This window comes from Cupriavidus sp. H18C1, from assembly GCF_049311595.1.
GTDB lineage: Bacteria > Pseudomonadota > Gammaproteobacteria > Burkholderiales > Burkholderiaceae > Cupriavidus > Cupriavidus cauae.
Window position 1 is genome coordinate 2,112,644 of record NZ_CP186008.1, and the last position, 26,659, is coordinate 2,139,302.

General features: G+C 69.0%; 23 protein-coding genes, 1 tRNA gene and 3 pseudogenes. 15 read left to right on the forward strand and 12 right to left on the reverse strand.

Annotated elements, in window-relative coordinates; all coding sequences use genetic code 11:
* Nucleotides 1–47 precede the first annotated feature (47 nt).
* Nucleotides 48–971, reverse strand: a complete 924-nt coding sequence (locus OJJOAM_RS09740) for a c-type cytochrome (protein ID WP_422647845.1) — start codon at nt 969–971, stop codon at nt 48–50.
* A 365-nt stretch (nt 972–1,336) separates the two neighbouring features.
* On the opposite strand from OJJOAM_RS09740, the gene OJJOAM_RS09745 reads away from it, so the two are divergent.
* A tRNA-Arg gene (locus OJJOAM_RS09745) sits at nt 1,337–1,412 on the forward strand.
* Between the two features lie 91 nt (nt 1,413–1,503).
* Here the strand turns inward: OJJOAM_RS09745 and OJJOAM_RS09750 are convergent.
* A pseudogene (locus OJJOAM_RS09750) lies at nt 1,504–2,231 on the reverse strand (class I SAM-dependent methyltransferase).
* A 189-nt stretch (nt 2,232–2,420) separates the two neighbouring features.
* On the opposite strand from OJJOAM_RS09750, the gene OJJOAM_RS09755 reads away from it, so the two are divergent.
* The 6 genes from OJJOAM_RS09755 to OJJOAM_RS09780 all read left to right on the forward strand — a co-directional run bounded on the left by OJJOAM_RS09755 (nt 2,421) and on the right by OJJOAM_RS09780 (nt 7,810).
* Entirely contained in the window at nt 2,421–2,795 is a 375-nt protein-coding gene (locus tag OJJOAM_RS09755) for a VOC family protein (protein ID WP_149317628.1), read from the forward strand.
* Nucleotides 2,796–2,865: 70 nt separating this feature from the next.
* Nucleotides 2,866–3,555: a helix-turn-helix transcriptional regulator gene (locus tag OJJOAM_RS09760; protein ID WP_149317502.1), complete on the forward strand. Its 690-nt coding sequence runs from the start codon at nt 2,866–2,868 to the stop codon at nt 3,553–3,555.
* A 343-nt stretch (nt 3,556–3,898) separates the two neighbouring features.
* Complete coding sequence (locus OJJOAM_RS09765) at nt 3,899–4,594, forward strand: MOSC domain-containing protein (protein ID WP_422647846.1); 696 nt, start codon at nt 3,899–3,901, stop codon at nt 4,592–4,594.
* A gap of 141 nt (nt 4,595–4,735) precedes the next feature.
* Nucleotides 4,736–5,134: an alternative ribosome rescue aminoacyl-tRNA hydrolase ArfB gene (gene arfB, locus OJJOAM_RS09770; RefSeq protein WP_149317503.1), complete on the forward strand. Its 399-nt coding sequence runs from the start codon at nt 4,736–4,738 to the stop codon at nt 5,132–5,134.
* 334 nt (nt 5,135–5,468) lie between these two features.
* Nucleotides 5,469–6,671, forward strand: a complete 1,203-nt coding sequence (locus OJJOAM_RS09775) for an MFS transporter (protein WP_422647847.1) — start codon at nt 5,469–5,471, stop codon at nt 6,669–6,671.
* Nucleotides 6,672–6,739: 68 nt separating this feature from the next.
* Nucleotides 6,740–7,810 (forward strand): GlxA family transcriptional regulator, encoded by a 1,071-nt coding sequence (locus OJJOAM_RS09780; protein WP_422649558.1) that lies wholly within the window; start codon nt 6,740–6,742, stop codon nt 7,808–7,810.
* Nucleotides 7,811–7,844: 34 nt separating this feature from the next.
* On the opposite strand, the gene htpX is transcribed toward OJJOAM_RS09780, so the two are convergent.
* Both htpX and OJJOAM_RS09790 read right to left on the reverse strand, forming a co-directional pair.
* Nucleotides 7,845–8,723 carry a protease HtpX gene (htpX, locus tag OJJOAM_RS09785; RefSeq protein WP_149317504.1) on the reverse strand — a complete coding sequence of 293 codons (879 nt, stop codon included), beginning with the start codon at nt 8,721–8,723 and terminating at the stop codon, nt 7,845–7,847.
* A gap of 103 nt (nt 8,724–8,826) precedes the next feature.
* Complete coding sequence (locus tag OJJOAM_RS09790; protein ID WP_422647848.1) at nt 8,827–9,060, reverse strand: hypothetical protein; 234 nt, start codon at nt 9,058–9,060, stop codon at nt 8,827–8,829.
* 506 nt (nt 9,061–9,566) lie between these two features.
* Between OJJOAM_RS09790 and OJJOAM_RS09795 the strand changes: the two genes are divergently transcribed.
* From OJJOAM_RS09795 to OJJOAM_RS09810, 4 genes are all read left to right on the forward strand, one after another.
* Complete coding sequence (locus OJJOAM_RS09795; RefSeq protein ID WP_149317505.1) at nt 9,567–10,010, forward strand: Cd(II)/Pb(II)-responsive transcriptional regulator; 444 nt, start codon at nt 9,567–9,569, stop codon at nt 10,008–10,010.
* A gap of 188 nt (nt 10,011–10,198) precedes the next feature.
* Nucleotides 10,199–10,417 (forward strand): hypothetical protein, encoded by a 219-nt coding sequence (locus OJJOAM_RS09800; protein ID WP_422647849.1) that lies wholly within the window; start codon nt 10,199–10,201, stop codon nt 10,415–10,417.
* 201 nt (nt 10,418–10,618) lie between these two features.
* The gene (rnk, locus tag OJJOAM_RS09805; RefSeq protein ID WP_422647850.1) at nt 10,619–11,038 is read left to right on the forward strand and encodes a nucleoside diphosphate kinase regulator; all 420 of its coding nucleotides are present in this window, start codon (nt 10,619–10,621) and stop codon (nt 11,036–11,038) included.
* Nucleotides 11,039–11,298: 260 nt separating this feature from the next.
* Complete coding sequence (locus OJJOAM_RS09810) at nt 11,299–11,652, forward strand: hypothetical protein (RefSeq protein WP_422647851.1); 354 nt, start codon at nt 11,299–11,301, stop codon at nt 11,650–11,652.
* Between the two features lie 197 nt (nt 11,653–11,849).
* Here the strand turns inward: OJJOAM_RS09810 and OJJOAM_RS09815 are convergent, their stop codons facing one another.
* From OJJOAM_RS09815 to gcl, 6 genes and pseudogenes are all read right to left on the reverse strand, one after another.
* Nucleotides 11,850–12,719, reverse strand: coding sequence for a neutral zinc metallopeptidase (locus tag OJJOAM_RS09815; protein ID WP_422647852.1), 870 nt, complete (start codon nt 12,717–12,719; stop codon nt 11,850–11,852).
* A 232-nt stretch (nt 12,720–12,951) separates the two neighbouring features.
* Nucleotides 12,952–14,421 carry a pyruvate kinase gene (gene pyk, locus OJJOAM_RS09820; RefSeq protein ID WP_422647853.1) on the reverse strand — a complete coding sequence of 490 codons (1,470 nt, stop codon included), beginning with the start codon at nt 14,419–14,421 and terminating at the stop codon, nt 12,952–12,954.
* Nucleotides 14,422–14,579: 158 nt separating this feature from the next.
* Complete coding sequence (locus OJJOAM_RS09825) at nt 14,580–15,890, reverse strand: glycerate kinase type-2 family protein (RefSeq protein WP_422647854.1); 1,311 nt, start codon at nt 15,888–15,890, stop codon at nt 14,580–14,582.
* 144 nt (nt 15,891–16,034) lie between these two features.
* Nucleotides 16,035–16,950 (reverse strand): annotated as a pseudogene (glxR, locus tag OJJOAM_RS09830) (2-hydroxy-3-oxopropionate reductase).
* A gap of 69 nt (nt 16,951–17,019) precedes the next feature.
* Nucleotides 17,020–17,802, reverse strand: coding sequence for a hydroxypyruvate isomerase (gene hyi / locus OJJOAM_RS09835; protein ID WP_422647855.1), 783 nt, complete (start codon nt 17,800–17,802; stop codon nt 17,020–17,022).
* Between the two features lie 95 nt (nt 17,803–17,897).
* Nucleotides 17,898–19,688 (reverse strand): glyoxylate carboligase, encoded by a 1,791-nt coding sequence (gene gcl, locus OJJOAM_RS09840; RefSeq protein WP_422647856.1) that lies wholly within the window; start codon nt 19,686–19,688, stop codon nt 17,898–17,900.
* 245 nt (nt 19,689–19,933) lie between these two features.
* Between gcl and OJJOAM_RS09845 the strand changes: the two genes are divergently transcribed.
* Both OJJOAM_RS09845 and OJJOAM_RS09850 read left to right on the forward strand, forming a co-directional pair.
* Entirely contained in the window at nt 19,934–20,854 is a 921-nt protein-coding gene (locus tag OJJOAM_RS09845; RefSeq protein ID WP_422647857.1) for a LysR substrate-binding domain-containing protein, read from the forward strand.
* Nucleotides 20,855–20,888: 34 nt separating this feature from the next.
* Nucleotides 20,889–21,256: pseudogene (locus tag OJJOAM_RS09850) on the forward strand (DUF2784 domain-containing protein).
* Nucleotides 21,257–21,280: 24 nt separating this feature from the next.
* On the opposite strand, the gene OJJOAM_RS09855 reads toward OJJOAM_RS09850, so the two are convergent.
* Together OJJOAM_RS09855 and OJJOAM_RS09860 are read right to left on the reverse strand one after the other, a co-directional pair.
* Entirely contained in the window at nt 21,281–21,970 is a 690-nt protein-coding gene (locus tag OJJOAM_RS09855) for a GntR family transcriptional regulator (RefSeq protein ID WP_174105955.1), read from the reverse strand.
* Between the two features lie 42 nt (nt 21,971–22,012).
* On the reverse strand, nt 22,013–23,392 hold the full coding sequence (locus OJJOAM_RS09860) for a C4-dicarboxylate transporter DctA (RefSeq protein ID WP_422649559.1): 1,380 nt from the start codon (nt 23,390–23,392) through the stop codon (nt 22,013–22,015).
* Nucleotides 23,393–23,932: 540 nt separating this feature from the next.
* Here OJJOAM_RS09860 and OJJOAM_RS09865 point away from each other — a divergent pair.
* Both OJJOAM_RS09865 and OJJOAM_RS09870 read left to right on the forward strand, forming a co-directional pair.
* A complete protein-coding gene (locus OJJOAM_RS09865) occupies nt 23,933–25,198 on the forward strand; it encodes an allantoate amidohydrolase (protein WP_422647858.1) in 1,266 nt (421 codons plus the stop codon).
* 78 nt (nt 25,199–25,276) lie between these two features.
* Nucleotides 25,277–26,545 carry a M20/M25/M40 family metallo-hydrolase gene (locus tag OJJOAM_RS09870; RefSeq protein WP_422647859.1) on the forward strand — a complete coding sequence of 423 codons (1,269 nt, stop codon included), beginning with the start codon at nt 25,277–25,279 and terminating at the stop codon, nt 26,543–26,545.
* Nucleotides 26,546–26,659: the final 114 nt, after the last annotated feature.

Here is a 26,659-nt window from a genome sequence, read left to right on the forward strand (position 1 = left end):
GCTGGCTTTTTTTGCTGCCGAGGCGAGCGCCGCGCGGCGCCCCGGTCTTATTTCGACGCGTTGACCATGTAGTCGGCCGCGGCGATCACGTCGGCGTCGGGGCCGGCGTAGCCACCCTTCGGCGGCATCACGCCCTTGCCCTTCAGCGCGAAGTTGTGGACCGCGTCCATGCCTTCCTTGATGCGCGGGGCCCAGGCGGCCTTGTCGCCGACCTTCGGCGCACCGGCGACGCCGGCGGCGTGGCAGGCTGCGCAGACCTGATCGTAGACGCGCTTGCCGACCTCGGCCGAAGCGGCGGCGGGGGCCGCAGCCGTGGTCTGTGCCGGTGCGGCGGCCGCCGGAGCCGGCGCGGCCGGTGCCGCCGGGGCAGCGGCGGCAGGAGCCGCAGCAGCGGGAGCGGCCGCGGCAGCGTCAGCCGCCGGTGCGGCAGGTTCCGAAGCGGCAGCGGTGGTCGCCGCGGCCGGTGCCGGCGCGGCGGGCTCCTGCAGCTTGCCGCCGGCCGAGTTGACCAGATGCACCATCGCGCGGGCCAGCTCGTAGTCGGCGAAGTCGTCCGGCGAGGTGCCGGCACGCGGCGGCATCGCACCCTTGCCGGCGATCACCGATTTCATCAGGCCGTCGTAGCCCTGGCCGAGGCGGGCAGTCCAGTCGCCGGCCGCGCCGAACTTCGGCGCACCCGCCGCGCCGGTGGCGTGGCAGGCCGCGCAGACGGCGGTATAGACCTGTTCGCCGGTCTTGAAGACGCGCGGCGCATTGGGATCGCGCAGTTCGAGCGAGGCGACCGGCTTGATGCGGTCAACCACCGCTTCCGCCGTATCGGTGGAGCCGGCGCCTTCCGGGCCACCGTAGCCGACGAAGCTGACCAGCAGGATGATCACGGTGATCGGCACCACGAAGGCGGCAATCACCACAGCGATCAGCTGCTTCGGGGTCTTGATGGGAGACTCGTGTTCGTTATGGACGTCGCTCATGCTGAACTCTCGATTTTGCAGGAAACCCGTGACCGCTCCGCTTGGCGGCCTTTCGTTGGTCCGTGTCTTGGGCCTGACTGCCGCCCCCTCCGCGCATCCGAGTCTGCCGAGCCTGACAGCCACACCCCATGCCGCCTGGCGCGCCGTCCGTGTGGACGAGACGCAGCCCCGCTTTTTGCGCAAATAACGGGCGATTATAGCCGTAAAGCCCCTCCCGATGGCGCGAAAAGCGCCTCGGACGAAACCCGTAGGCGCGGGGAAAACGTGCACCGGCATGGACGCGCTACGGCAAACGCGGTATCCTATGCGACTTTCCGACGGCGGCATTCGCCGCAGTCGACCGCGCGGCTCCCGCCGCATCTCGTGCGCCCGTAGCTCAATGGATAGAGTACTGCCCTCCGAAGGCAGGGGTTGCTGGTTCGATCCCAGCCGGGCGCGCCAAGTCCCACAACGGTTTTCCGCTTTTTCTCCGTCCAGCCCTTGAGGCGCAATGCACTTGCACTGCATTTGGATTGCACCGACGCGCGATCGTCTATCGTGCTACGGCGACCAGAAGCATCATCGGCCGTTCCATTTCTTCTTCCAGGCCGGGATTCGATTCGATTTGCTCGGCCGACGGTGCAAATTCCTCGACGGCCCGGATCGTGAACCCTGCTCGTATCAGCGTATTGAGCGTGGTGCCGATCGTCCTGTGGTACTTCAACACGCCTTCGCGAACCAGTCGGTCCGGCGTTCGCCCTCGACCGAATAACGATTGACCGGCCACGTCTTGCGACCCTGCTCATCGACGATCCAGTGTGGATTGGAGGCGGCCATGAAAACCGGATGTTCGATGGTGAACACCATGCTTCCGCCTGGCGCGAGGGCGCGATAAATCATCCGGGCCAGCCGCTCGAAGTCCTCGACATAGTGAAACGTCAGCGCGCTGTAGGCGAAATCAAAAGCCGCCTCTGGCAATTCGACGGTCTCGATATCCGCGATCCGATATTCGATGTTGGGATCGGTGGTGTCCGCTTTTGCCCGCGCCAGCATGTTCTCGGAAATATCCAGTCCAAGAACCGATGCGGCGCCTTGCCCGTGCATCCATCTCGACGCCCAGCCAAAACCACAGCCGAGGTCGACGACACGCTTGCCTGTCAGATCGGGCAGCATCGCCCGTATGGCCGGCCACTCGGGAGCGCCGTCAAGGCCATCCACCTGGCGAGGTAACTGGCTGTAGCCATGAAAGAAATCCGGGTTGTCGTAGATGTTCTGCGCCATGATGAAAACCAGAATGTCGTCGCGCTCGCGCCAGTTTAGTGCGATCGATGTTCCCGCCTCCCGAATCCGCCTCCGCGCCGCCTCCAGGGTATCGGCCGGATGCCCGCCGCCACCATCCCTCCTGACACCACGCTGTCAGCAGCCCCCTCGCAAACTGCGGTCTCCTTCAACGACCACAGAGGTGGCATCATGCAAAACGTTCTGATCAACTGGCTGGAAATTCCCGTCGTCGACATGGGCCGGGCCGTGCAGTTCTACGAGCGGGTATTCGAGACGCAGCTGCGCCGTGAAACGATGAGCGAAATCGATATGGCAATCTTTCCGCATTCCCATTCGGGTGGCGCGCTGGTGGCCGGGGAGGGTTTTCGGCCGAGTACCGAGGGCAGCCTGCCTTATCTGCATACGCCCGCGCTCAATGACCTGCTGGGCCGGGTGGCCGCTGCCGGCGGCAAGACGGTGTTCGGGCCGATGGAGCTGCCGGACGAGATCGGCCGGATCGCCCATATCATCGACAGCGAAGGCAACAAGATCGGCCTGCACGAGCCCGTGCCAGCCAACCGCTGACCGCGTGACCCTGGCCTGACTCGCCTGACCCGCCTGACTGACTCCCTGCCTCACTCACTCTCCCACGCCAATGAGCCGCCGCGCCGACCGACTGTTCCAGATCGTCCAGGTCCTGCGCGGCCGCCGCCTGACCACGGCGGCGCTGCTGGCGCAGCGGCTCGGCGTGTCCGAGCGGACCGTCTATCGCGACATCCAGGCGCTGTCGATATCGGGCGTGCCGGTCGAGGGCGAGGCGGGGATCGGCTATCGGCTGCGGGCGGACTTCGACGTGCCGCCACTGATGTTCTCCGGTATCGAGGTCGAGGCGCTGGTGGCCGGCTTGCGGATGCTGAAGGCGTGGGGCGGTGGTGCGCTCGCCGCCGCGGCCGATCCCGCGCTGGAGAAGCTGGTGGCGGCGCTGCCGCCGACGCGGCGGCTGTCGGCGCAGCAGAGCCGGGTCTTTGCGCCGGCCTATATGCACGACAGCAAGGTCCGCGAGGCCTTCGACGTCGTCCACGGCGCCATGGGCGAGCAGCGGCTGCTGCGGCTCGATTACTGCGACGCACAGCAGCGGCTCACGGAACGCGTGGTGCAGCCGCTCGGCCTGTTCTTCTGGGGCAATGTCTGGCTGCTGGCGGCGTGGTGCACCGCGCGCGAGGACTATCGCAGCTTCCGGCTGGATCGCTGTCGGGCGATCCGGATGCTCGACGACCATTTCCACGAGACGCCAGACCGTTCGTTAAACGGTTTCCTGAAGGCAGTGAAGGCGACCGGCTACTGAGCAGCACGCAGAGCCTGGCAGCGTTTTCCACGAGACCCCCGGACCGTTCGTTAAACGGTTTCCTGAAGGCGGTGAAGGCGACCGGCTACTGAGCAGCAGAGCCTGGCAGCGTTTTCCACGAGACCCCCGACCGTTCGCTGAACGGCTTCCTTAAGGCGGTCAAGGCATCTGGCTACTGCGGAGGGCGCACGCTCGGGCAGTGCCGCTGCCACCGGCGCCTGTATTCACATACGCCCAACGCCCGCGCAGCGTTGCTGTGTTCGGCGCTACACTTGCCGGCTCGATGCCCGCCGGTGCGCCACCGGCGCCGACCCCTATCCATCACCGTCAAGGAGAGTCCGCCGTGAGCCCGTCCCAGGTCACGATCCGCGAGGTATTGACCGGCACCGCCAAGCCCTACGGCATGCCAGCCAAGACCGGCAAGCAGAGCGCGATCGACAAGCATCCGGTCGGCGCGCCGGTCGCGGTGGATACGCTTGGACTGCACGGCGACGAGCAGGGCGACCGCCGGATCCACGGCGGGCCGGAGAAGGCGGTCCATTGCTATCCGTGGCAGCACTACGCGGACTGGCGGCACGACATCGGACCCTTGCCGGTGCTGGAGCGCGCCGGCGCGTTCGGCGAGAACCTGAGCTGGGCGGGCGGCGACGAGCATGACGTCTGCCTTGGCGACGTCTGGCGGATCGGCTCGGTGACCCTGCAGGTATCGCAGCCGCGGCAACCGTGCTGGAAGCTGAACGTGCGTTTTGGGCGCGACGACATGTCGGCGCTGGTGCAGCAGAGCCTGCGCATCGGCTGGTATTTCCGCGTGCTGGAGCCCGGCAGGCTGCAGGCCGGCGACGCCGCGGTGCTGCTCGAGCGGCCGCACGCCGACTGGTCGGTGGCGCGCCTGGCCGGGTTGGTACGCGACCGCGAGACCGATCCCGAGTTGCTCGACGCGGTGCTGGCGTTGCCGCTGGTCGATTCGTGGCGGCGGCTGTTCGAGCGCCGGCGCCAGAGCGGCGCGGTCGAGGACTGGACCGCAAGGATGCGGGGGTAGCGGGCTCACTGCCAGGGCCAGCCGCCGTCCTGGCCGGAACTTTGCCCAATGCGCGCCGGCCTGACCTTGAAGCGCGCCGTCACGCTGTCACGCCGTTATTGCCCCATTGCCCCATTGCCCCGTTGCCCCTATTGATCGACCATGCCCGCCGCCATCCCCCACCACGAGTACCAGATCACCGCGATCCGCGCCCAGGGGGCGGGCGGGCAGAACATCAACAAGGTGTCGAACGCGGTGCATCTGCGTTTCGATATCCGCGCGTCCTCGCTGGCCGAGGACCACAAGCAGCGCCTGCTGCAACTGCACGACCACCGCATCACGCGCGACGGCGTCATCGTGATCAAGGCGCAGCAGCATCGCAGCCTCGAACTCAATCGTGACGAAGCGGTGCGGCGGCTGCATGAGCTGGTCGACAGCGTTGCCGTGCCGCCGGCGGTACGGCGTCCGACGCGGCCGACGTTCGCGTCGAAGCTGCGACGGCTGGAGGGCAAGACCCAGCGCAGCCAGATCAAGGCATTGCGAGGGCGGGTGGCGGAGTAGGGCGTCGGCACGTCCCTCACTCCTCGCTCCTTCGCCGCCTCACCTCTCGCCCCTCACCTCTCGCCCCTCGCACCCGCGGCCCTCGCCCCTTCACCCCTCAGCCCTCGGCCCTTCGGCGCTCCCTCCCCTCACCTCGTCGCTCCCCGCGCCCTCGGCCCTTCGCCCTCGGCCCTTCGGCCCTTCGTCCGCCCCCTCGGCCCTTCGCCCTCGGCCTTCGCTCCTACCCCAGCCGCTTGGCAGAAATCCACGGATCGTTGTCCGAAGGCCAGGCGGCGGGACTTTTAAGCTCGGTGGCATCCCTGCGAATGGCCAGGGAATCCCGAGGAAAGTCCCGATGAAGCCGATGTCCCCGATGACTCATGCCCGCGTGCTGGCGATCTGCCAGGCGCTGTTCACCTCCGCCCTGTCCGTCGACCTGACGCTGACCGGCCTGGTCGGCTACACGCTGGCGCCCGACAAGGCGCTGGCCACCGTGCCCTTCGCGCTGATCACGGTGGCCTCGGCGGTGACCGCGATCGCCGCGGCCTTTCTGATCGAGCGGCTCGGGCGGCGGCTCGCCTTCTGCCTGGGCGGCATCGCCTGCACCGCGGGCGGCCTGATCTCGGTCTGGGCCATCGCCCATCACGATTTCCTGGCCTTCTGCGCCGGCACCGCGCTGGTCGGGGTGTTCCAGGCCTTTGCCCGCTTCTATCGGCTTGCCGCCGCCGATGCCGCGCCGGCCGCCGACAAGCCGCGCGCGATCTCGGCGGTGCTGACCGGCGGCGTCGTTGCCGCGGTCTGCGGTCCGGCCATCGCCGCCTGGTCGACCGACCTGATGAGCCCGCTGCCATTCGCCGGTTCCTATGCCGTGGTCGCGGCCTTCGGCGTGGCGACGGTGCTGCTGCTGGCGTTTGCCTATCGCGAGCCGCCTGCGCCGCCGGCCGGCAGCAACCCCGAGTCGCAACTGCCGGCGCGCCCGCTGGGCGAGATCGTGCGCCAGCCGGTGTTCCTGGCGGCCTTCGCCAACAACGGCATCGGCAACGCGGTGATGATGTTCGTGATGACGGCCACGCCGATCGCCGCGGTGGCCTGCAACCACACCATCGCGCAGGGCGCCCAGATCATCGAATGGCATCTGGTCGGCATGTATGCGCCGTCCTTCGTGTCGGGCTGGCTGCTGCAGCGCTTCGGCAATCCGGCGATGCTGATGGCCGGAATCGGGCTGTCGGCGCTGTCCAGCGTGATCGCGCTGGCCTCGACCTCGCTGCCCGCGTTCTATGCCGCGCTGCTTTGCCTGGGCGTGGGCTGGAACTTCATGTTCGTCGGCGGCACCACGTTGCTGACCAGCAGCTATCGCGATGCGGAGCGCGCGCGGACGCAAGCGGTGGCGGAGTTCTCGACCGCGGTGCTGACCGCTGTCGCGACGCTCGCGGCGGGCCAGATCCTGCACCACTACGGCTGGGATGCGGTGAACCTGGCGGCCCTGCCGGCGCTGGCGGTGGCGCTGCTGATCACGCTGGGCTGGCAGCGGCGCAGCCGGACGCTGGCGCCGGTATGATCGGCCGCATCCCGGCCTTCACGCTCGCGCTGGCGAGAACCCTGCCCGACATGCCCAAGCCCACGTCCATGCCCAGCCATCTGCATTCCGTCCCCGACACGCCGCGCGTGGTGCTGATCGTCGCGCCGGACCCGGCCCAGGAACTCGACGTGACCGGCCCCACGGCCGTGTTCGGGCAGGCCAACCGCCTGTCGGGACGGCCCGATCCGGCCTATCAGATCCGCATCGCCAGCGTCAGCGACGATGCGGTGATCCGTACCGAGAGCGGCATCCGGCTGCTGGCCGACGCGCCGTTCCACCGCATCGCCGAGACGCTGCCCGGCCCGATCGACACGCTGCTGCTGGCGGGCGGCGCCGGCCATGCGGCGGCCGCCGACAACGCCGCGCTGATCCACTGGCTACGCGAGATGGCGCCGCGCGTGCGGCGCCTGGGCGCGGTCTGCACCGGCGCCTTCGTGCTGGCGCGCACCGGGCTGCTCGATACGCAGCGCGCCACCACGCACTGGCGCCATGCCGAGAAGCTGGCGCGGCGGCATCCGCGCGTGACGGTCGATGCCGATCCGATCTGGATCCAGGCCGGGCGCCTGTACACGTCGGCCGGCGTCACCGCGGGCATGGACCTGTCGCTGGCGCTGGTCGAGGACGATCTGGGCCACGCCACCTCGCTGGCGGTGGCGCGCGAGCTGGTGCTGTTCCTGCGGCGGCCGGGCAGCCAGGCGCAGTTCTCCAGCGCGCTGCAGGCGCAGGCGGCGCAGAGTCCGGAGCTGAGGGAGTTGCAGGGATGGATCGCCGACCATCTCGACGCGGACCTGTCGGTCGGCGCGCTGGCCGAGCGGGTGGCAATGAGCCCGCGCAATTTTGCGCGGGTATTTGCAAAGCAGGTGGGGCAGACGCCTGCCCGCTATGTGGAGACGCAGCGGGTCGAGGCGGCGCGGCGGATGCTCGAGCAGAGCGAGCGCCGGCTGGAGACGGTGGCGCGTATGGCGGGATTCGGCAGCGCCGACGGCATGCGGCAGGCCTTCCTGCGCCATCTGCGGACCACGCCGGAACGCTATCGCGCCGCGTTCCGGGCGCAGTCGACGCAAACGCAGTCGCAAAAGCAGACGCCGGAGCGGGAACCGGTGAACGCCGCCGCCTGAGCGACGGGCGTCCCGCGGTCCCCGCGGTTCGACTTCAGCGCGTGCCCTGCAGCGCCGCGATGCGGGCCTCGATCGGCGGGTGGCTGGAGAACAGCGCCAGCCACGACTTGCCGCCCGAGATGCCCATCGCCTGCATGTTCTGCGGCAGGCCGTCGGCTTCCATGCCGCCCAGGCGGCGCAGCGCGGCCACCATCGGCGACGGCGTGCCCATCAGGCGGGCGGCGCCGGCGTCGGCGCGGAATTCGCGATGGCGCGAGAAGGCCGCAACGATGATGCTGGCGAGGATGCCGAACACGATTTCGCAGACGATCACCGTGACCATGTAGCCGATGCCGGGGCCGCTCGACTCCTCGTCGTTACGGCGCAGCATCGAGTCGACGAAGTAGCCGACGATGCGGGCGAGGAAGATCACGAACGTGTTCACCACGCCCTGGATCAGCGTCAGCGTCACCATGTCGCCATTGGCCACGTGCGCGACCTCGTGCGCCAGCACGGCCTCGACCTCGTCGCGCGACATGCTCTGCAGCAGGCCGGTCGACACCGCGACCAGCGAGCTCTTCTTGGTCGCGCCGGTGGCGAAGGCATTGGGCTCGCCCTCGTAGATGGCGACCTCGGGCATCGGCAGGCCGGCGCGCTGCGCCAGCTTCTCGACGGTCTGCATCAGCCACAGCTCGGTGCTGGTGCTGGGATGGGTGATGACCTGCGCGCCGGTGGACCATTTGGCGATGGTCTTGGACATCAGCAGCGAAATGAAGGCACCGCCGAAGCCCATCAGCGCGGCGAAGGCGAGCAGCGTGCCGAGGTTCAGGCCGTTGGCGGTCAGGAAGCGATTCACCCCGAGCAGGCTCGCGGTGATGCTCAGCACGATCATGACGGCGAGGTTGGTCGCCAGGAAAAGCAGGACGCGTTTCATCTTGGTTCAGTCAACAGGGAAAAGGCGCGGACAGGGCCGCATGGCGAAGGCCCGTGAGCGGTCACGGGGCTTCGGGTTCGGAATCGGCGCGGACGGCCGGGGATCAGCCGCGCGGCGGGCGCGGCAGCAGGGGCAGGTCGGGTTCGGGCAGCCGCAGCGCGGCGTAGGCCGGCGGGCCGGTGCGGCCGCCGGCGTCCGTCATCGCGGGCGCCGAGGGAAGCAGCAGCTGTTCGGCCAGATCGGCGCCGGACGGCGCGGCTTCGCCGGCGTCGGCAAACGGCGTGGGGCCTGGCGCGCTGGAGTCCGAGGCCGGATCGCAGAGGGGGGCCGAGCACATCGGCGGCACTGGCGGCACTGGTGCCGCTGGCCAAGACCGCGTCGAAGGCACCAATGACCTCGATGACCTCGATGGCTTCGGCGACCTCGACGGATTCGATCCCATGCACCGCCGCGCCGCCCGCGGGCATGCCGGCGCCTGCCCAGCCATGCAACGGCAGCAGGGCGAGCAGCAGCGGCAGCAGCGACAGCCGGAGCAGCCGCTGCAGCGATCGCACGAAGGTGGCGGGACGCAGCACGAGGTTCGAGTGGGGGTTCGAAAAAGTGCCGGGCGGGTACGCTGCCCCACCCGGTTGCGGCGATTCTACCTGAGATGCGAACGCGCCATTCGCGATGGGAGATCGCTCGATTTGTGCGCCCCCTCGGGAAGACCGGAGCCGGTGCCCTCGGCAAGACCGGGGAGCCGGAGGTCCCTCCGGCATCCGAGGAAGCGGTTACCGGCAAGCCGCTCCGGGCTGGACTACACTGCCCCCTTGAAAACCCTGTAATCGCTACAAGGTGAGTGTCATGAGAATCGGAGAACTCGCCCGCCAGTCGGGCTGCGACGCGGAGACCATCCGCTACTACGAGCGCGAGGGCCTGCTCGATGCGCCCCAGCGCGAGGACAACGGCTATCGGCGCTACGGCGACGCCCATCTGGTGCAGCTGAACTTCGTGCGCCATTGCCGCTCGCTGGGCATGAGCCTGTCCGACGTGCGCCGGTTGCGCGATTTCGCGCGCGATCCGAGCGCGGCCTGCGACGGCATCAATTCGCTGCTGGACCGGCAGATCGAGCAGATCCACGCGCAGCGCCTGGCGCTGGAGGCGCTGGAGAGCCAGCTGCGGGCGCTGCGGCACACATGCGACGAGGGCCACCGCGCCAGCGAATGCGGCATCCTGCAGAACCTGCAGCAGGCGGCCGGCGGCGGCCCCTGCGAGTGCCACCGCACCGAAGCGGGCCATCCGCACTGAGCCGCGGCGGCCCAGGGCCACGCCGCTTTGCCGGTGCTGTGCTAGCATCCCGATAACCGGTCACGCGATTCGTCGCGCCCGCTTTTTTTGACGCCTGGCTTTCCGTTTCCGGATTCCGACATTCGGCCTCATGGCTACATGGCCACCTGGCCACCGGACCGCCGGGGCCGAATCCCCAACCGAACCCTTTGCCGATGTTCGCTCGCCGCTTCGTCTCGTTCGCCCAGGCCCGCCGCCTTGCCCGGCTGGCTGGCGCGCGCGTGGCGCGGCAGATCGCGAACGCGGCCCGCATGCGCGCACCGCTGATGCGCGCACCGCGCATGGCGGCCAGCCTGGCCGCCGTCCCCTCCCGCCGGATCACGCGCCGAATCTCCACCCCGCTTGATCCCGCCCGGTTCCCAGCCTAGCCGCACCGCAGTCGCGCCGGGCCAGCCGAACCGGGCCCGAGCCTCCTTTTCCGGATCGTTTTCCCGCCACGCGCGCCGGTCGGAGTAGCCGCACGCCGGGCGCCCACCGGCCTTATCGCCGCGCGGACGCCGATCCGGCCGAATCCAACAGACAAGCAAGACCAGCGCGCCCAGGGGCGCGCAAGCCATACAGGAGCCGCCATGACCGCATCCGCTTCGCTGCAGCCCACGCTGTACCTGACCGAACTCGACGTGACCCGACTGGAGCGCATCGCCAGCCGGGCCCCCGCCAACGGCATCGCCGAGATGCTGGACGACCTGCTGGCCCGCGCCGCGATCGTGCCGCCCGACGCGATCCCCCAGGACGTGGTGACGATGAACTCGACGGTGCGCTGCGCGCTGGAAGGCGACCCGGCGCCGCGCGAGTGGACGCTGGTGTACCCGGACAGCGCCGATTTCGAGGCGGGTCGGATCTCCGTGTTCTCGCCGGTCGGCCAGGCGCTGCTGGGCGCCCGCGCGGGCGAGACGGTCAGCTACCGGCTGCCGGACGGCCGCGAACAGCGGGTGACGGTGCTGGAGCTGTCCTACCAGCCCGAGGCCAACGGCCAGTTCACGCTGTAGTTCAGGCTGCCGTTCACGTTGCAGTTCACGCTGTAGTTCACGCTGGAAAGGGCCGGCGGCCCCGCCGCGGCGCCTCGCGCGGGCGCCGCTGGTTCCGCCACGTTGTCGTTTCACGGCGCGCAACTCACCATTCGTCGCAGCCCCATTTGTGGCCGCAAGGCCAGGGACTAACCTTCAACCCGTGCTCACATGGCGACATAGATCGCTCAGGGGCAGCAGGTAGCTGACACACAAATAAAGCTCAGTTGAAGGAGTCCCAAATGATCACCAGCCGTATCATCGGCGGCGCGTTGGCCGCCATCGTGGCCGCGACCTCGGCGGTCGCCGTGGCCGCGCCCGCCACCTCGAGCAAGGTCGGCAAGTTCGACGTCTATGCCGATGCGCTGCGCGCCGGCAAGTTCAACACCTTCACCGACGGCGCCCGCCAGGGCAAGTTCGATACCTTCAGCGAAGGCGCTCGCCAGGGCAAGTTCGATCCCTACAGCGAAGGCACCCGCCAGGGCCAGTTCGACAGCTTCAGCGAAGGCGCCCGTGCGCCGAGCGGCGAGATTGCCGCCACCTCGCTGGACAACGCCCGCAGCGGCGACGGCTCGCTGTACGGCTATCGCGTCTGACGCCGGGCCGGCGCCGCGTCCGGGGGCAACGGGTTACCACCTCACGCCACCGCCACGCAAGCGCGCCGGCCACACCGGCTTATCGGTTTATCTCCCACCTGCCCGGTTGACCTCCTTTCCTCCTTCTCTCTCTCTCCGGGTGGGTGTTTTTTATTCCGCAGGTCCGCGCAGTTCCTTGTCTGCCGCGCGCGCCGGCTTTAGAGCTGGCGCGCCGCGAAGGCGTCGCAGCGGCCGATATCGGCCGACTCGAGCCCGCGCCGCAGCCAGCGGACCCGCTGCTCGCTGGTGCCGTGCGTGAAGGCTTCGGGCACGACATAGCCTTGCGACTGGCGCTGCAGACGGTCGTCGCCGATCGCGGCGGCGGCCTGCAGTCCTTCTTCGATATCCCCGGGTTCGAGCAGCTGCTGATTGGCGCGTTGCGCGGCCGCGGCCCAGACGCCGGCCAGGCAATCGGCCTGCAGCTCCATCCGCACCGACAGCTGGTTGGCCTGCGCCTCGCCCATGCGCCGACGCGCGCTGTCGACCTTGTCCGCCACGCCGAGCAGGTGCTGCACATGGTGGCCGACCTCGTGCGCGATCACATAGGCCTGGGCGAAGTCGCCGGCCGCGCCGAAGCGCTTGCGCAGCTCGTCATAGAACGCCAGGTCGATATAGACCTTCTGGTCGGCGGGGCAATAGAACGGTCCCATCGCGGACTGGCCCATGCCGCAGGCGGTCTGCGTGGCGCCGGTAAACAGCACCAGCGTCGGCGGTTCGTAACGCCGGTTCAGCTCGGTTTCGAACAGCCGCGACCAGGTGCGCTCGGTGCTGCCGAGCACCTTGCGCACGAACACGGACATGGGATCGGTGGCGGGCGGGCCCTGGGTGGCCTGCTGCTGCGGGGTCTCGGACTGCTGCAGCACCGAGGCGCCCTGCATGATCACGGTGGGATCGATGCCGAAGAAGTAGGAGGCGGCGAGCGCGACCAGGATCGTGCCGATGCCGATGGTCTTGCCGCCGGCACCGAAGCCTCTGCCGCCTCGCCGGTCTTCCACATGTTGGCTTTCGGCTTCGTCGTCAAGGCGCATGGTGGCTCCGCTGGTTCAGGTACGCGGCCACGGAAGGGGGCACAGGGGCCCCGGCCGCGAAGTGCCGCCAAGTATAGCAATGGCGGCACTGGCGCGGGTTTGCGGGGGAGGCCCGCCGGCTTCAGGCGGGCAGGGTGTCCGGGCTTGGGGGGTGGGCGCCCCGACGCACGCGGGAGGGTCCCGGCTTGCGCGGCCGGAGCGCGCCAGCTGGGGCTGCCCAGAGCATCCGACTTCAAGCGGGCACGGCGCTCGAAGCCTCGACCGCGGCGGTGGCCGGCACCTTCGTGCCGCCGACCTCGGCGACGCGCAGCAGATTGGTCGTGCCGCCCTGGCCGAACGGCATGCCCGCCGCGATGGTGATCTGGTCGCCGGGCTCGGCATAGCCCTCGGTCAGCGCCGCGCGCGTTGCCGCGTCGACCATCTCGTCGACGCTCTGCACATCCGGGCTGACCGTCGAATGCACGCCCCAGGCCAGCGCCAGCCGCCGCGCGATCTCGACATGCGGCGTGATGCTGACGATCGGCGCGCACGGCCGCTCGCGCGCGGCGCGCAGCGCGGTCGCGCCCGACGAGGTATAGGTCACCGTCGCGGCCGCGCCGATGATCTGCGTGACCTCGCGCAGCGCGGCGCAGATCGCGTCCTGCCGCGTCGACAGCGGCGCCTCGTGCTGGGCGTCGAGCAGATTGCGATAGAGCGGGTCGCGTTCGACCTCGGTAATGATGCGGTTCATCATCGCGACCGCGGGTACCGGGTGGCGTCCGTTGGCCGATTCGGCCGACAGCATCACCGCATCGGCGCCGTCGTAGATCGCGCTGGCGACATCCGACGCCTCGGCGCGCGTCGGCACCGGCGAGTCGATCATCGATTCGAGCATCTGCGTGGCGATCACGATCGGCTTGCCGAGTTGGCGGCACACGCGCAGGATGCGCTTCTGCACGCCGGGCACGCGCTCCGGCGGCAATTCCACGCCGAGGTCGCCGCGCGCGACCATCACCGCGTCGGACACCCGGACGATCTCGTCGAGCTGCTGCAGCGCGGCCGGCTTCTCGATCTTCGACAGCACGCCGGCGCGCGTGCCGATCAGCTCGCGCGCCTCGACGATGTCCGACGGACGCTGCACGAAGGACAGCGCGATCCAGTCCGCGCCCAGCGACAGCGCGAACTCGAGATCGCGGCGGTCCTTGTCGGTCAGCGCCGGAATCGGAATCACCGCGTCCGGCACGTTGACACCCTTGCGGTCCGACAGCGTGCCGTGATTGACCACGCGCGTGGCGATGCTGCCCGCGGACACCGATTCGATCCGCAGCTGCACCTTGCCGTCGTCGATCAGCAGCGACTGGCCCGGCGCGGCGACGCGGAACAGTTCCGGATGGGGCAGATGCACGCGCGTCGCGTCGCCGGGGGTCGGATCGCTGTCGAGCACGAAGGGATCGCCGGCCTTGACCGCAACCTTGCCGACCGCGAAGGTGCCGATGCGCAGCTTCGGCCCCTGCAGATCGGCCAGCACCGCGATCGGACGGCCGGTCTCGGCCTCGACCTGGCGCACGGCCTGGTAGCGCTGCCGATGGTCCTCGTGCGTGCCGTGGCTGAAGTTCAGCCGGAACACGTCGGCGCCGGCCTCGAACAGCTGCCGGATCACCGCGATATCGGTGCTCGCCGGTCCCAGCGTGGCAACGATCTTGGCTTTGCGCTGGCGTCTCATGGTGTCTCCTGTTGCGGTGTTTGCAGTGGTGCGGTGTTGCGGTATTGCGGTTGTGATGGGGCACGTTGCCGTGCCGGGGGCGATTCCGTGTCGCGATCGTGGCTGCGGTCGTGCGCGTTGCCGATGGCGACAGGCGTGACGACGTCGCAGGGCCATCGTCAGAGAATCAGCATCGCGCGGAAGTCGTTGACGTTGGTGCGCGTCGGCCCGGTGACGATCAGATCGTCGAGCGCGGCGAAGAAGCCGTAGCCGTCGTTGTCGGCCAGGCGCGCGCGTGCCGACACGCCGCGCGCGGCGGCGCGCGCCAGCGTGTCGGGCGACAGCAGCGCGCCGGCGTTGTCTTCGGAGCCGTCGATGCCGTCGGTGTCGGCGGCGATCGCATGCACGCCGGGCAGGCCGTCGAGCGCGACCGCGAGCGACAGCAGGAATTCGGCGTTGCGTCCGCCGCGGCCGTTGCCGCGCACGGTGACCGTGGTCTCGCCGCCCGACAGCAGCACGCAGGGCTTGCGCCACGGCTGGCTGCGCTGGGCGACCTGGCGTGCCAGCGCGGCGTGCACCAACGCGACCTCGCGCGCCTCGCCCTCGATGCAGTCCGAAAGAATGTGGGCCTCGATGCCGAGCGCGCGGGCGCGCGCGGCGGCCGCTTCCAGCGCCTGCTGCGCGGTGGCCAGCGTCACGCTGCGATGCCCGTCGAAGCGCGCGTCGCCGGGCTTGGGCGTTTCACCGGCCCCGCTCTGCAGATGCGCGCGCACGGCCGCAGGCACCTCGATGCCGTACTTGCCGATCACCGCCAGCGCATCGGCGCAGGTGGTGGCGTCGGGCAAGGTCGGACCGCTGGCGATCAGCGTCGGATCGTCGCCCGGGATGTCGGAGATCAGCAGCGTCTCGACGCGCGCCGGCGCGCATTGCAGCGCGAGCCTGCCGCCCTTGAGCGCGGACAGATGCTTGCGCACGCAATTCATCTCGCCGATGTTCGCGCCGCTGCGCAGCAGCGCCTTGTTGACGGCCTGCTTGTCGGCCAGCGTCAGCCCCGGTGCGGGCGCGGCCAGCAGCGCCGAGCCGCCGCCCGAGATCAGGCACAGCACCAGGTCGTCGGCGCTCAGTCCCTCGACCATCTCGACCATGCGCTGCGCGGCCTGCTGCCCCGCGGCGTCGGGCACCGGATGCGCGGCCTCGACGACCTCGATGCGCGCGCACGGCGCGCCGTGGCCGTAGCGCGTCACCACCAGTCCCGACAGCTCGCCCTGCCAGTGGGCCTCGACCGCCTGCGCCATCGACGCGGCGGCCTTGCCCGCGCCGATCACTACGGTGCGGCCCTTCGGCGGCGGCGGCAGTTGCGGCGGCAGGCACTGGCCCGGACTGACCGCGGCGACCGCGGTGTCGAACAGCTCGCGCAGCAGCGCGCGCGGATCGGCAAGACTGTCGCGACGCGTTGGCGTCAGCAGGGCGGCGTGGGAATCGGAATACATGGCGGTGCGCGATGGGATGGCGGGATGGCGTGGCGGTGAGCGTCCGCGCCGGCGAACACCGGCACGGACGAGGCGGGCGCGTGGATCGCTCGCACGCGCCTGTTCGACTTACTTCGCGACTTACTTCGCGGCTTGCTTCGCGGCCTACTCCGCGATCGTATGGTTCGACATCAGCTCGATCGCGCGGCACAGCGCCGAGTGATCCTGCTTGCCGAAGCCATTGGCGGCGCAGGTGTTGAACAGCTCCTGCGCGGTCGCGGTGTTCGGCAGCGCCACGCCCAGCGCCTTGGCGCCCTGCAGCGCCAGGTTCAGGTCCTTCTGGTGCAGTTCGATGCGGAAGCCCGGATCGAAGGTGCGCTTGACCATGCGTTCGCCGTGCACCTCCAGGATGCGCGACGACGCGAAGCCGCCCATCAGCGCCTGGCGCACCTTGGCCGGATCCGCGCCGGCCTTCGAGGCAAACAGCAGCGCCTCGGCGACGGCCTGGATGTTCAGCGCGACGATGATCTGGTTGGCGACCTTGGTGGTCTGGCCGTCGCCGTTGCCGCCGACCAGCGTGATGTTCTTGCCCATCAGCTCGAACAGCGGCTTGACCTCCTCGAAGGCCTCGGCCGGGCCGCCGACCATGATGGTCAGCGTGGCGGCCTTCGCGCCCACTTCGCCGCCCGACACCGGCGCGTCGAGATAGGCCGCGCCCAGCTTGTTGATGCGCGCCGCGAAGTCCTTGGTGGCGATCGGCGAGATCGAGCTCATGTCGACCACGATCTTGCTGTGCGAGGCTTCCTTGCCGGCCGCCTTCAGCGCGGCGGCCACGCCCTTCTCGCTGAACAGCACGCTCTCCACGTGCGGGGTGTCGGGCACCATGATGATCACGATGTCGGCGCGCTTGGCGACCTCCTCGGCGCTGGTGCAGACCGTGACGCCAGCGTCGACCAGGGCCTGCGGCGCGGGGGTTGACGTCATGGACGAACAGCGTGTGGCCGGCCGCGCGCAGGTGGCCGGCCATCGGCGCGCCCATGATGCCCAGGCCGATGAAGCCGACGTTGCGTTGGTTTGCCATGGTGAGTCTCCTTGGAATGGTGATGAATGAAATCTGTTCTGGTTCTGTCGCCGTTGCGGTCCGGCGGGATCACTGCACGCCGAACTGAGCGCGCCAGCCCAGGCCCGCCTCGGTGCTCGTGCGCGGCTTGTATTCGCAGCCGACCCAGCCGGTGTAGCCGATCTGGTCGAGCCAGGAGAACAGGAAGCCGTAGTTCAGCTCGCCGGTGCCCGGCTCGTTGCGGCCCGGGTTGTCGGCCAGCTGCACATGCCTGATGCGCGGCAGGTTGGCCTTCAGCGTCGCGGCGATTTCGCCTTCCATCCGCTGCATGTGATAGATGTCGTACTGCACGTACAGGTTGGGTTCGCCCACCTGTTCGATCAGGTCGAGTGCCTGCTGCGTGCGCGACAGGAAGAAGCCCGGAATGTCGAAGGTATTGATCGGCTCGATCAGCAGGTCGATCTTCTCGGCGGCGAGCTTGCGGGCAGCGAAGCGCAGGTTCTCGACCAGCGTCTCCTGTGCCTGCTCGCGCCTGACGTTCTGCGGCAGGATGCCGACCAGGCAGTTCAGCTGCTGCACGCCCAGCACCTTGGCGTACTGGATCGCGTCGCCGACGCCGTCCTGGAATTCGCCGACGCGATCCGGGTGGCAGGCGATGCCGCGCTCGCCCGCTTCCCACTTGCCGGCCGGCAGGTTGTGCAGCACCAGGTCGAGCTGGAAGCGGTTGAGCCGATCGGCGATCTGGTCGGCGTGGAAGGCATAGGGGAACAGGAACTCGACGCCGCGAAAGCCCGCGCGCGCGGCGGCTTCGAAGCGGTCGAGGAAGCCGACCTCGTTGAACAGCATGGTCAGATTGGCAGCCAGTTTCGGCATGGATGTCTCCAGAGTCTGGGTGGGGTTGTCGGTGTGGCCATCGGGGCGGCGGAAGCATGGCTGTGTGGACAAGCCCGCCTCCGCCTGCGCGCGCGTCAGGCCGTTTCCGCTTCTTCCTTCAGGATCGCCGTGTCGGCCTCTTCGTCGACGCGGTCCTCGATCGGCTCGAACTCGTTGATGTTGTCGATCTCGGTGCCCATCGCGATATTGGTCACGCGCTCGAGGATCACCTCGACCACCACCGGTACCGAGAACTCGGCCATCAGGTCGCGCGCCTCGGCGAAGGCCGGCGCGATGTCCTCGGGCTTGAACACGCGGATCGCCTTGCAGCCCAGGCCCTCGACCACCTTGACGTGGTCGACACCATAGCCCTGGAGCTCGGGCGCGTTGATGTTGTCGAAGGCCAGCTGCACGCAGTAGTCCATCTCGAAATTGCGCTGCGCCTGGCGGATCAGGCCGAGGTAGGAGTTGTTCACCAGCACGTGGATGTACGGCACCTTGAACTGCGCCGCCACCGCCAGCTCCTCGATCATGAACTGGAAGTCGTAGTCGCCGGAGATCGCCACCACATCCGATTCGGGCGAGGCCACCTTGACGCCGATCGCGGCCGGAATGGTCCAGCCCAGCGGGCCGGCTTGGCCGCAGTTGATCCAGTGGCGCGGCTGGTTGACCGACAGGAACTGCGCCGCGGCGATCTGCGACAGGCCGATCGTGCTGACGTAGCGCACGTCGCGCGGGAAGTACTGGTTCATCTCGCGATAGACGCGCTGCGGCTTGACCGGAACGTTGTCGAAATCGCTCTTGCGGTGCATGGTGCGGCGCCGCTGCTGCACCTCGGCGACCCAGGCCTTGCGGCACGGCAGCCGGCCGGCCTGCTTCATCTCGCGGGCGACCTCGACGAACTGCTCGAGCGCCAGCTTGGCATCGGAGACGATGCCCAGGTCCGGGCCGAACACGCGGCCGATCTGCGTCGGCTCGATGTCGACGTGCACGAACTTGCGGCCCTTGGTGTAGACCTCGACGCTACCGGTGTGGCGGTTGGCCCAGCGGTTGCCGATGCCCATCACGAAGTCCGACGCCAGCAGGTTCGCATTGCCGTAGCGGTGCGAGGTCTGCAGCCCGACCATGCCGGCCTGCAGCGGATGGTCGTCGGCCAGCACGCCCCAGCCCATCAGCGTCGGCACCACCGGCACGTTGACCAGCTCGGCGAATTCGACCAGCAGCTCGGCCGCATCGGCATTGATCACGCCGCCGCCGCAGACGATCAGCGGCTTGGCCGAGGCGTTCAGCATCGAGATCGCCTTCTCGATCTGCGCGCGCGAGGCGGCCGGCTTGTACGGCTGCAGCGGCTGGTACGTTTCCGGATCGAATTCGATCTCGGCGACCTGCACGTCGAACGGCAGGTCGATCAGCACCGGACCCGGACGGCCCGAACGCATCAGGTGGAAGGCCTGCTGGAAGACCTGCGGCACCAGCGCCGGCTCGCGCACGGTCACGGCCCACTTGGTCACGGGCTTGGCGATCGATTCGATGTCGACGGCCTGGAAGTCCTCCTTGTACAGGCGGGCGCGCGGCGCCTGGCCGGTGATGCAGAGGATGGGAATCGAGTCGGCCCAGGCCGAGTACAGCCCGGTGATCATGTCGGTGCCAGCGGGGCCCGAGGTGCCGATGCAGACGCCGATATTGCCGGCCTCGGCGCGGGTATAGCCCTCGGCCATGTGCGAGGCGCCCTCGACGTGGCGCGCCAGGTAGTGGTCGATCGAGCCCGTCTTGCGCAGGGCCGAGTACAGCGGGTTGATGGCGGCGCCGGGTACGCCGAACGCCACGGTGATGCCTTCCTTTTCCAGCACGGCTACCGCCGCGTCCACTGCTCTCATCTTCGGCATGTCTGTCTCCAAGGGTGATCCAATCCGTTGGAGTCGATCCTATTACCGCCTTGGCGCTGCGATAAAGGGAAGAGAGATCAGTTGATTCCATACCTGAGGTTTGGAATGATGTCGTATGGCGCGTGCGCCGGCGCACCGTCCGCCTTCACCGGCGTCATGCGCTGCGGCGCATTGCCGGCATAGCGCGCGGCAGATGCCGCGGCGTGGCGGCGCGGCGCACAATCGTGCGCGGGAGGAGACAAACGTTGGACAAACTCAAACAGATCGAGGCCTTCATCTCGGTGGTGGAGCAGGGCAGCATGGCCGCCGCCGCGCTGACCCAGGGCGTGACGCCGGTGATGATCGGCCGGCGCATCAATGCGCTGGAGGCGCGCATCGGCGTCAAATTGCTGCACCGCTCCACGCGGCGCATCGTGGTGACCGAGCAGGGCGCCGCCTTCATGGAGCAGTGCAAGAAGGCGCTGGCGGACCTGGACCGTGCCGAGATGCTGATCGCCGAAGGGCGCCACAAGGCGACCGGCCACCTGATCGTCTCCGCGCCGGCGGCGTTCGGCCGCAAGCATGTGGCGCCACACGCGCCGGCATTCCTCGCCAACAATCCCGAGGTGCAGATCTCGTTCAACCTGACCGACCGCGTGGTCGACCTGGTGCGCGAGGGCTACGATGTCGGCATCCGCATCGGCGGCGCGATCGACCCCAACTTCGTCGCGATCAAGCTGGCGACCAACAAACGCGTGGTGTGCGGCACGCCGGCCTACTTCGCGCGGCACGGCGTGCCCCGCACGCTCGACGACCTGGCGCAGCACAACTGCCTGGCGTTCAACCTGCAGGGCGGGCAGCAGCGCGGCTGGTACTTCCGCCAGAACGGCAAGGCCGTCAGCGTGCGCGTGACCGGCAATCTGGACTGCAACGACGGCGAGCTGCTGCACCGCTGGACCTGCGAGGGGCTGGGGCTGGGCTGGCGCTCGACGTGGGAGATCCTGCCGCAGCTCGAGAGCGGGGAGCTGATCACGGTGCTGGACGAATACGCCTTGCCCGATTACGACATCCTGGCGGTGTACCCGCAGCAGCGGCCCGTCCCGGCGAAGATCCGCTTCTTCATCGAGCACCTGAAGACCGAATTCAACCGCCCGGGCTACTGGACCGCGCGTTCCGGCTGCCCGTAAGGACCCGCAGCGCTCGTTTTGCAGAGGAGGGCCGATGGCTGCCTGGCTGGCCGACGCCGTGGTGCTGCTGCACCTGCTGTTCGTCGCCTTCGTGGTCGCGGGCGGCGTGCTGCTGTGGCGCTGGCCCCGCGTCGCATGGCTGCATCTGCCGGCCGCGCTGTGGGGGCGCCACCGTCGAATGGACCGGCTGGATCTGCCCGCTGACGCCGCTGGAAAACCGCCTGCGGCATGCGGCCGGCGAACAGGGCTATGCCGGCGGCTTCGTCGAGCAGTACCTGCTGCCGCTGCTGTACCCGCAGGCGCTGACGCGCGAGACCCAACTGTGGCTGGGCGCGCTGGTGGTGGGGGATCAATGTCGCGGTGTACGCGCTGTGGTGGTGGTCGCGCCGGCGCAGGCGTTGACGGCGCGCGCCGTCGAAGAAGGCGTCAGGCCAGCAGCGCCGCCACCAGGTCCTTGCCGGCCGGCGCCGGTACCTCGTCGAAGTGCAGCGCACCCTCGACATGGCTCAGGTGGCCGACCATCAGTTCGACCGCGCGCTCGGCGTCGCCGGCGCGCGCCGCTTCGATGAATTCGCGATGCTCGTCGGACGAGCACGCCGCGTCCCGCCGCGACTGGTACAGCATGGTGATCACCGCGCTGCGCATCGACAGCTCGTGCAGCATCTCGATCAGTACCTTGTTGCCGACCACCTCGGCCAGCAGGATATGGAAGTCGCTGAGCAGGCGGGTGCGGGTCTGCGCGTCGTTGCCGGCCAGGGCCTTCCTTTCGGCGGCCAGATGCTTGTCGATCCGCTTGTAGTCGGCGGCGGTGGCGCGCGCGACGAACTCGCGGGCCAGCGCGGCCTCCAGGATGCGCCGCACGGCAAAGACCTCGCGCGCCTCCTCGGCGCTGGGCTTGGCGACGAAGGCGCCCTTGTCGGGCACGATCTGGATCACCTTGTCCTTGGACAGCATCAGCAGCGCCGCGCGCACCTTGGTGCGGCTGACCCGGTAGACCGCCGCCAGAGCCTCCTCGCGCAGCTTGGTGCCGGGCGGCAGGCGGTGCGAGACGATCGCCGCGACGATGTCGTCGGCGATCGCCTCGGCGGTCATGGCAGGGTCGATATGCTCGGGCATGGGGCGCAGCGCGGGCGGCGCGCTTGGGGGAAATGCCGAATTCTATCGTCCCGTGGCTTTACCCGGCACCGGCGCATACCCGGGGGCCGCGTGGCCACCCTCGAGCCCGTCCAGGCCATCGAGCACCGGGGCGCTGAGCCCCTCGTCCAGTTCGGCGGCCGGGATCTCGCCGTTCAGCACCGCATGCGCGCGTTCGCGGTCGATGTCCTTCTCCCACGCCGCGACCACCACGGTGGCGACGCAGTTGCCGATCAGGTTGCCCAGCGCGCGGGCGATGCCGATGAACCAGTCGACCGACAGCACCAGCACCAGGCCGATCGCCGGGATTGCCGGATGCGCGGACAGCGTCGCGGCCAGGATCACGATGGCGGAGCCGGGGATGCCGTGCGCGCCCTTGGAGGTCACCAGCGCGACCGCCAGGATGCCCAGCAGGTCGGCCATCGACAGCGCGGTATTGGTGGCCTGCGCGATGAACACCGCGGCGAGCGTCAGGTAGATCGAGAAGGCGTCGAGGTTGAACGAGTAGCCGGTCGGGATCACCAGGCCCACCACCGACTTGCGGATGCCCATGAATTCGAGCTTGCGCATGACCTGCGGCAGCACGCTGTCCGACGAGGCGGTGCCCAACACCACCAGCAGCTCGGCGCGCAGGTACTTGATCAGCTTGAACACCGAGAAGCCCGACAGCCGCATCACGGTGCCGAGCACCACGGCCACGAACACGACCACCGCGCCGTAGAACAGCACCACCAGGAAGCCCAGCTGCTTGAGCGAGCCGATGCCGTACTTGCCGACGGTGAACGCCACCGCGCCCAGCACGCCCAGCGGCGCCAGCTTGATGATGAAGCCCATCATCTTGAACAGCGTCTGCGAGAAGGTGTCGATCAGCCGGACCAGCGGCCGGCCCGGCTCGCCGATCAGCGACAGCGCGCAGCCGAACAGCACGGACACCAGCAGCACCTGCAGCACGTCGCCCGACGAGAAGGCGCCGATCACGGTCGACGGAATCAGCTTGAGCAGGAAGTCGACGGTGCCGCCGCTGGCCACCTTGGCCGCGTTGTCGACATAGGCGCTCATCGCCGAGGCGTCGAGCGAAGCCGGGTTGACGTTCATGCCGGCGCCCGGCTGGAACACGTAGGCCAGCAGGATGCCCAGCGCCAGCGCGATGGTGGTGACGATCTCGAAATAGACCACCGCCTTGACGCCGACGCGGCCGACCTTCTTCAGCTCGCCGGCGCCGCAGATGCCGGCCACCACCACGCAGAACACGATCGGCGCGATCAGCATCTTGATCAGCTTGATGAAGGCGTCGCCGAGCGGCTTGAGCTTGGCGGCGAACTCCGGAAAGGCCAGCCCGAGCACGGTGCCCAGCACCAGCGCGATCAGCACCTGGCCGAACAGCGAGCGCGTGAAGCGGTGGATCGGATGGCGGGGGGACGGGATTGGGGGGTAGGCGTGTGCGGCCGGCCGGCGCCGGGCAGGGCGGGTTGCTGCATGACTTGTCTCCAGACGGGCGGGTCCGTGTCGGTGTGACGGCTCACCCTGTTCGATTCAGGACTGCCACCGGCGCCGCTGTCGGCAACGGTGTCTCGGGTTCGGCACACCCGGTGCGATGGATGTGGCTCGCGTGGAAGGCCCCCCTGTTGGGGCGGAATTCACGCCGACGACTGTCTGGACCGGATTGTCCGCAGCGCTTTGTCGGAACCTGGACCGGAATATAGTGCATATCTTTTTTGTATGCAATTTTTGAATTCACTGTGCTAACATGGTCTGCATCGATGACCCCGAGCGCGTCCCGGCGCCGGGGAACAGCGCACCACACAAGCACAACAGCACCGCGCCAGGCGGGCAGCCCAACCGGCTCGCCAGGCCGCAAGCGAGCGCGCTACAGTCATCGCATCCCCGTTCGGGGGCCCGGGTGCCGGCGTACAGCCGGCACGATCCGTTCAGCAGGAGACACGCATGGCAGCATCCACAACGCCCACCCCGGTGTCCGGCACCGAAGTTGGCGCGCGCATCATGGCCTGGGCCGACGCCCTCGCCGTCCACACCGAGCAGCCGGGCATGCTGACTCGCACCTATCTGACCGACGCGCACCACGGCGCCGCCGCCCAGCTGGCGGCATGGATGGAAGCGGCCGGCATGACGGTGCGCCGCGATGCCGCCGGCAACGTGATCGGCCGCTATGAAGGCACCGAGCCGGGCGCGCCGGCCCTGCTGACGGGTTCGCATTTCGACACCGTGCGCGATGCCGGCCGCTACGACGGCAATCTGGGCGTGATCCTGCCGATTGCCTGCGTCGCCGAATGGCACCGCCAGGGCAAGCGCTTTCCGTTCGCGATCGAGGTGGTCGGCTTTGCGGAGGAAGAGGGCGTGCGCTTCAAGGCGACGCTGCTGGGCAGCCGCGCGATAGCCGGTACCTTCGACCAGAACGTGCTCGACAACGTCGATGACAGCGGCAAGACCATGCGCGAGGTGATGCGCGCCGCCGGCTTCGATCCTGCGGGGCTGCCGGCCGCGGCGCACGCGCGCGACAAGGTGCTGGCCTTCGTCGAAGTCCATATCGAACAGGGTCCGGTGCTGCTGAACGAGAACCTGCCGGTCGGCGTGGTGACCGCGATTTCCGGCGCGACCCGCTTCATCGTCGAGCTCGACGGCCTGGCCGGCCATGCCGGCACGGTACCGATGGACATGCGCCGCGACGCGGCGATGGCCGGTGCCGAGATCGGGCTGTTCATCGAGCGCCGCTGCAGCGGCTCGCCTGGCCTGGTCGGCACCGTCGGCCAGTTCAACGTGCCCAACGGCGCCGCCAACGTCGTGCCGGGCCGCGCGGTGTTCTCGATCGATATCCGCGCCGGCGAGGACGCGGTGCGGCAGGCCGCCGTCGCCGACGTGCTGGCCGAGATCGAGCGCGTCTGCGCGCGCCGCAAGGTCCGCGCCCAAGTCCGCAAGACCCACGAGGCGGCCAGCGTGCCGTGCGCGCCGTGGCTGCAGCAGCAATGGGCGGCCGCGATCGAGCGCCAGGGCGCGCCGGTGCGCCTGCTGCCGTCCGGCGCCGGCCACGACGCGATGGCGATCGCCGCGATCGCCGACGTGGCGATGCTGTTCGTGCGCTGCGGCAATGGCGGCATCAGCCACCATCCGACCGAGACCATGACGGTCGAGGACGCCGCGCTCGCCGCGCGCGTGTTCAGCGACTTCGTCGAACACTTCAGCGCCCGTCCCTGACTCGGGCCGCTTGCCCGCAGTCTTGATACCGAACAAACTCCCGCGCCCAGCGCGCCCTCAGCCAACCCGCGAAGAGCCATGACCGCACGAGACAACATGAACCCCACGCAAACCACGCTGACCCACTTCATCGACGCGAACCGTCCCGCGCAGGAGGCCTTCCTCGCCGAGCTGGTCAAGGTGCCGTCGGACAATCCCCCCGGCGACTGCGACGCCCACGGCGCGCGCGCACGGCAACTGCTCGAGGGCCTGGGCTTCCAGGTCGAGGCGCACAAGGTGCCCGACGAGCTGGTCAAGGCTGCCGGCATGATCAGCGCGACCAATCTGGTCGTGCGCAAGACCTTCGGCAACGGCGGCCCGACCATCGCGATGAACGCGCACGGCGACGTGGTGCCGCCGGGACTGGGCTGGACCAAGGATCCGTACGGCGGCGAGATCGCCGACAGCGAGCACGGCCCGGTGATGTACGGCCGCGGCGTGGCGGTGTCAAAGTCGGATTTCGCCACCTACACCTATGCGGTGCTGGCGCTGATGGAGGCGGAAAAGCAGGGCGCCAAGCTCAACGGCACGGTCGAGCTGCAGTTCACCTACGACGAGGAAACGGGCGGCGACATCGGCCCGAAGTTCCTGCTGGACCAGGGCCTGACCAAGCCGGACTACGCGATCTCGGCCGGCTTCTCGTACGGCATCACGTCGGCGCATAACGGCTGCCTGCACGTCGAGGTCACCGTCAAGGGCAAGCAGGGCCATGCCGCGATGCCGCATACCGGCGTCGACGCGATCGAGGCCGCGACGCACATCCTGCAGGCCGTCTACGGCCTGCGCGCCGAGCTGGCCACGCGCAAGTCCAAGGTGCCGGGCATCGACACCGCGACGCTGAACGTCGGCCTGATCAAGGGCGGCATCAACACCAATGTGGTGCCCGACCTGGTGACCTTCCGCATCGACCGCCGGATGATCCCGGAAGAGATCGGCTTCGACGCGGAAGGCGAGATCCGTGCGGTGGTCGAGAAGGCCGCCAAGGACCGTCCGGGCATCGAGGTCAAGGTCGAGCGCATCATCCTGGCCGAGCCGCTGTCCGAGCTGCCCGGCGTGGAGAAGCTGATCGGCGCCCTGAAGAGCCGCGCCGAGGAAGTGTTCGGCGTCGACATCCCGGTGCACGGCGTGCCGCTGTACACCGACGCCCGCCACTACACCAGCCGCGGCATCCCGACCGTGCTGTACGGCGCCGGCCCGCGCACGCTGATGGAAGCCCGCGGCCACAATTCGGACGAGAACCTGCGGCTGAACGACCTGAACCGGGCCACCAAGGTGGTGGCGCTGGCGTTGTCGGACCTGATGTCGTGATTGGATGTCGTGATTTGATGTCGTGATCCGACCCGGGGCCCGCATCGCCCTGGGGATAGACGAACGGCCCGCTGACGCGGGCCGTTTGCATTGGGGCGCAGCGTCGCGACCACG

Coding starts and splice junctions, on each gene's coding strand:
- OJJOAM_RS09825 (WP_422647854.1), bottom strand. CDS start 15,890: ATGTATTCCGATTCCCACGCCGCCCTGCTGACGCCAACGCGTCGCGAC.
- OJJOAM_RS09760 (WP_149317502.1), top strand. CDS start 2,866: ATGAGCCGCCGCGCCGACCGACTGTTCCAGATCGTCCAGGTCCTGCGC.
- pyk (WP_422647853.1), bottom strand. CDS start 14,421: ATGAGACGCCAGCGCAAAGCCAAGATCGTTGCCACGCTGGGACCGGCG.
- htpX (WP_149317504.1), bottom strand. CDS start 8,723: ATGAAACGCGTCCTGCTTTTCCTGGCGACCAACCTCGCCGTCATGATC.
- hyi (WP_422647855.1), bottom strand. CDS start 17,802: ATGCCGAAACTGGCTGCCAATCTGACCATGCTGTTCAACGAGGTCGGC.
- OJJOAM_RS09740 (WP_422647845.1), bottom strand. CDS start 971: ATGAGCGACGTCCATAACGAACACGAGTCTCCCATCAAGACCCCGAAG.
- arfB (WP_149317503.1), top strand. CDS start 4,736: ATGCCCGCCGCCATCCCCCACCACGAGTACCAGATCACCGCGATCCGC.
- OJJOAM_RS09870 (WP_422647859.1), top strand. CDS start 25,277: ATGACCGCACGAGACAACATGAACCCCACGCAAACCACGCTGACCCAC.
- OJJOAM_RS09790 (WP_422647848.1), bottom strand. CDS start 9,060: ATGTGCTCGGCCCCCCTCTGCGATCCGGCCTCGGACTCCAGCGCGCCA.
- OJJOAM_RS09815 (WP_422647852.1), bottom strand. CDS start 12,719: ATGCGCCTTGACGACGAAGCCGAAAGCCAACATGTGGAAGACCGGCGA.
- rnk (WP_422647850.1), top strand. CDS start 10,619: ATGACCGCATCCGCTTCGCTGCAGCCCACGCTGTACCTGACCGAACTC.
- OJJOAM_RS09855 (WP_174105955.1), bottom strand. CDS start 21,970: ATGCCCGAGCATATCGACCCTGCCATGACCGCCGAGGCGATCGCCGAC.
- OJJOAM_RS09810 (WP_422647851.1), top strand. CDS start 11,299: ATGATCACCAGCCGTATCATCGGCGGCGCGTTGGCCGCCATCGTGGCC.
- OJJOAM_RS09865 (WP_422647858.1), top strand. CDS start 23,933: ATGGCAGCATCCACAACGCCCACCCCGGTGTCCGGCACCGAAGTTGGC.
- OJJOAM_RS09755 (WP_149317628.1), top strand. CDS start 2,421: ATGCAAAACGTTCTGATCAACTGGCTGGAAATTCCCGTCGTCGACATG.
- OJJOAM_RS09795 (WP_149317505.1), top strand. CDS start 9,567: ATGAGAATCGGAGAACTCGCCCGCCAGTCGGGCTGCGACGCGGAGACC.
- OJJOAM_RS09775 (WP_422647847.1), top strand. CDS start 5,469: ATGAAGCCGATGTCCCCGATGACTCATGCCCGCGTGCTGGCGATCTGC.
- gcl (WP_422647856.1), bottom strand. CDS start 19,688: ATGCCGAAGATGAGAGCAGTGGACGCGGCGGTAGCCGTGCTGGAAAAG.
- OJJOAM_RS09780 (WP_422649558.1), top strand. CDS start 6,740: ATGCCCAGCCATCTGCATTCCGTCCCCGACACGCCGCGCGTGGTGCTG.